Annotated in this window: 4 protein-coding genes; all 4 read right to left on the bottom strand. The window is 41.1% G+C overall.

The window, feature by feature from the left end; translation table 11 throughout:
* On the bottom strand, positions 1-712 hold a 712-nt coding region (locus WA010_RS07160; RefSeq protein ID WP_422556448.1), incomplete at its 3' end, for a P-loop NTPase.
* Complete coding sequence (gene flhF, locus WA010_RS07155; RefSeq protein WP_422556447.1) at positions 709-1,974, bottom strand: flagellar biosynthesis protein FlhF; 1,266 nt, start codon at positions 1,972-1,974, stop codon at positions 709-711. The genes flhF and WA010_RS07160, both read right to left, overlap by 4 nt.
* 19 nt (positions 1,975-1,993) lie before the next feature.
* Entirely contained in the window at positions 1,994-2,479 is a 486-nt protein-coding gene (gene folK / locus WA010_RS07150) for a 2-amino-4-hydroxy-6-hydroxymethyldihydropteridine diphosphokinase (RefSeq protein WP_422556446.1), read from the bottom strand.
* A 3-nt stretch (positions 2,480-2,482) separates the two neighbouring features.
* Positions 2,483-2,974: a type II 3-dehydroquinate dehydratase gene (aroQ, locus tag WA010_RS07145; RefSeq protein WP_422556445.1), complete on the bottom strand. Its 492-nt coding sequence runs from the start codon at positions 2,972-2,974 to the stop codon at positions 2,483-2,485.
* Between the last annotated feature and the right edge of the window lie 66 nt (positions 2,975-3,040).

Below are 3,040 nucleotides of genomic sequence, written 5' to 3'. Positions count from 1 at the left end.
TTTTAACACTGTTTGAGATTTTAAGATCATTTGAAATTTGCCCTAAATAATTCAATTGTAATCCTCTGCCGATATTTGCTTGAGCGACCTTATGAATCTTGTCAAAAAGAGATTCCGCTTCTTTACTAGAACGAACTTGATTCATAATTACACTAATCTCATTACGAAGTCTTGACGTAATTTTAATCGTCGCATACGCATCGGTAATAGCAGCCGGGTCAGGTACCGTAACAACAATCACATCATCACAAGCTCGTAAAAAAAGTTGGATATGTTCTCCGATTCCAGCCCCAGTATCGATAATCATCACATCCAAATCATCTAAGACATTAGCCTGGTCCATAAATCGCTCAAACAATCCACTCGACGCATATTTAAAAATCTCTTCTCCGCTCTCACCAGGGATAAGAACCAAATTTTTCTCAATAGGGACTAAAATATCTTCGACCGTTGCTTCCCCTTTGAGAACATGAAGAATATTCTTTTGGATTTTCACATTAAACATAACATCAAGATTTGCTAACCCGATATCCGCATCGAAAATCCCTACTTTCAACCCATATTTAGCCATAATATAAGCCATGTTAGAGCTGACGGTACTTTTTCCGACCCCTCCCTTACCGCTAGTGATTGCAATAAAACGAGTTTTTTTTGCCGTTAAATTGCGGTTTTTATTAACTAGTGCTTCGAGTTTAGAGGCTTGGTGACTCATACATTTTCACCTTTAGTAAATCCGTTCATTAAACATTCGACTAAAAAATCAGACGTTGCAACAACCAAATCTTCGGGAACTTCCTGCCCTACCGAAAAGTAGCTAATCGGTACTTTAGTTTCATACACGAGAGAAAAAATATTACCAAATCCTCTCGTTTCATCGAGTTTAGTAAACATCATCGTATCGATCCCCAGTGAGGCAAAATTATCATAGGTTGCTTTTAGATCCTCATATTTGATCGAACTGGGCATCACCAAAACGACATCAACAGTGTAATCAGTATTATTTCCTTTCAAACACTCATAAATCTTTTCAATTTTTCCTTTATCATAGGGAGAGGAGCCCATCGTATCGATCAAAATATAGTCACTATAACGTAACGCATTGAGCGCACTGGAAAATTCCGGCGGATCAACCACCGTCTCTATTCCCAGCTTCATCATCCGAGCATATTGCATCAGTTGCTCTACCGCTCCGATCCGATAGGTATCAAGAACGACCAGTCCCACTTTATATTTTTTATCAAGCAGATACGAAAAGCGTGCTGCAAGTTTAGCAATTGAGGTCGTTTTACCAACCCCAGTAGGGCCTACGAGCATAATCACCTTTTTTCCGCCGTTTTTCGGTGGTGTTTCAAGCCTAACCGGAATCATTTTACGCATTAAGACTTGAAAATAGCGCTTAACCGTTTCCGAACTTTCTCGCATCTTCGAGGGCATATGCTCTAATGTCAACTGCATAATCTCATCAAGATGATTTTGATCCATTCCACTTTCATGCGTTAATCGATAAATTTCAGCAAACTCTGGCGGAATAGCAGTAGTCATTTTGGGAGATTTTTCAGACCAAAACATATTTTGAATTAACTTGACTTTATCACCCAACTTTTCAATCTCTACTTTAATCCGCTTCAAATCTTCACTCTCGTGCTTAGGTATTTGACGTGTTATGCGTTGGTCTTCTTCAGTCACTTCGGCTATTTTGGAGATTTGTTTGGCAGCTTCGGAGATATTATAAAGAACATCACTGCTTTTTTGTGCCAAAGGGCGCTGTTTCATCAACGATTCTTCAATTTTTACTCTTGGCTTAGGAAATAAGTCCTCTTCTATTCCTACGACGATCTCATACAAAGCACTTTTGCCCAGTGATTTTTTCTGGACTTCTCGTGTCTCGATCAGCATTGCCTCTTCCCCAACTTCCAATTGCGCTTTTTTCAGCGCTTCGGCAGGGGTGGCACCGCTAAATGTCAAAATTTTCATATTGTCTCCGTATGCTCTCTCAAGCCAAACTTTCTAGCGGAATCGTCACACTGAGACGTTCACTCCAATGAGGATGAGGGATAGTCAACTCTTTGGTTCGTACTTTATAATTTTCAAAGAATAGTATATCCAAATCCAACGTCCTCGGCGCATTCGCAAAACTGCGACACCGCCCAAAACGCTTTTCAATCCGCCAAATCAACCGTAATAATGCTCTGGGTTGGAGCGAAGTGGCAATTTCTATAACCGTATTGTCAAAATCATTTTGTTCATGAAATCCAAAGGGAGGATTTTTTAAAATCACTCCGCTTTGAATTCTGCATATTTGCGGTAATTTTCCCAAATAGTGCCAAAGATGGTTCATCCGACGGCGAGTATCGCCAATGTTTCCCCCAACTCCCAAAATCACACGATAACGATACCCATCCGCTTTAGAGAGTGTTTGAGGGAAATGACGATCGACATAAACACTCTGTCTCTCATCCAAAACACGACAAAGCGGCATGGCTTACTCTTCTACCTCGCCTTGTTGCGCGGTAGATGCTTGCGCTTGACGCATTGCATTGATTTCACTCAAAATTTGCATCATCCCTACCATTGCCAAATGGTATCCGAACGGACCAAAACCGATCACCGAAGAGGTACACACAGGAGCCGTCATACTTTTTTGACGGAACTCTTCACGGCGGTAGATGTTGCTGATATGGACTTCGATCGTCGGGAGGTTGACCGCACTGATCGCATCACGAATCGCGATAGAAGTATGGGTATACGCCGCAGGATTGATAATGATCCCGTCCGCATCGCCGTAGCACTCTTGGATACGATCGACGATCTCACCCTCTAAATTGCTTTGATAAAACTCGATATCAACACCATTTTGGGTTGCGACATCTTTCATCTGTGCATGGATTTGCTCTAAACGCATCGGTCCGTATACTTGTTGTTCACGAACTCCCAGCATATTGAGGTTTGGTCCTTGGATAACGACTATTTTCATTGATTAAACCTTGATTGGTGTTTTAGAGTATAGATTATAGGTGGTTCTATATTATAAGGAACTAAA

Source organism: Sulfuricurvum sp., assembly GCF_049305995.1.
GTDB lineage: Bacteria > Campylobacterota > Campylobacteria > Campylobacterales > Sulfurimonadaceae > Sulfuricurvum.
Note: the sequence above shows the minus strand (reverse complement) of the source record. Positions and strands in the feature narration are given on the sequence as shown.